Consider the following 357-nt stretch of genomic DNA (forward strand, 5'->3'; position numbering starts at 1 on the left):
CTTCCACGAGCGAATCACTCACTTGTAACTTGTACACGAGGTAATTTCACTCTAGGGTTTTGATGTGGCGCCGGACAGTCCGCATCCCGGAGCCGTCACCGACGCATCCGACAGGGAGATCACCGATGAACCGCAAGCTCAAGAGCCACTCTTTCCGGACATACGCCGCCCTCGGAACCGCCGCCGGTGCGGCAGCGCTGGCCCTGATGGTCACCACGCCCGCCGGCGCCGCCGAGGCGACCGAGATCGAGTCTCACCACCCGGGTGCCAAGCCGCCGGTGGTGCTGGTGCACGGCTCCTTCGCGGACTCCTCCAGCTGGAACGGCGTCGTCAAGGATCTGAAGCGCTCCGGCATTG

1 pseudogene is annotated in these 357 nt (G+C 64.4%); it reads left to right on the top strand.

Annotated elements, in window-relative coordinates:
• Nucleotides 1–125 precede the first annotated feature (125 nt).
• A pseudogene (locus AC1DYK_RS36395) lies at nucleotides 126–357 on the top strand (hypothetical protein); the annotation flags it as partial.

The sequence above is a fragment of the Variovorax sp. P2_H12 genome (genome assembly GCF_056403395.1).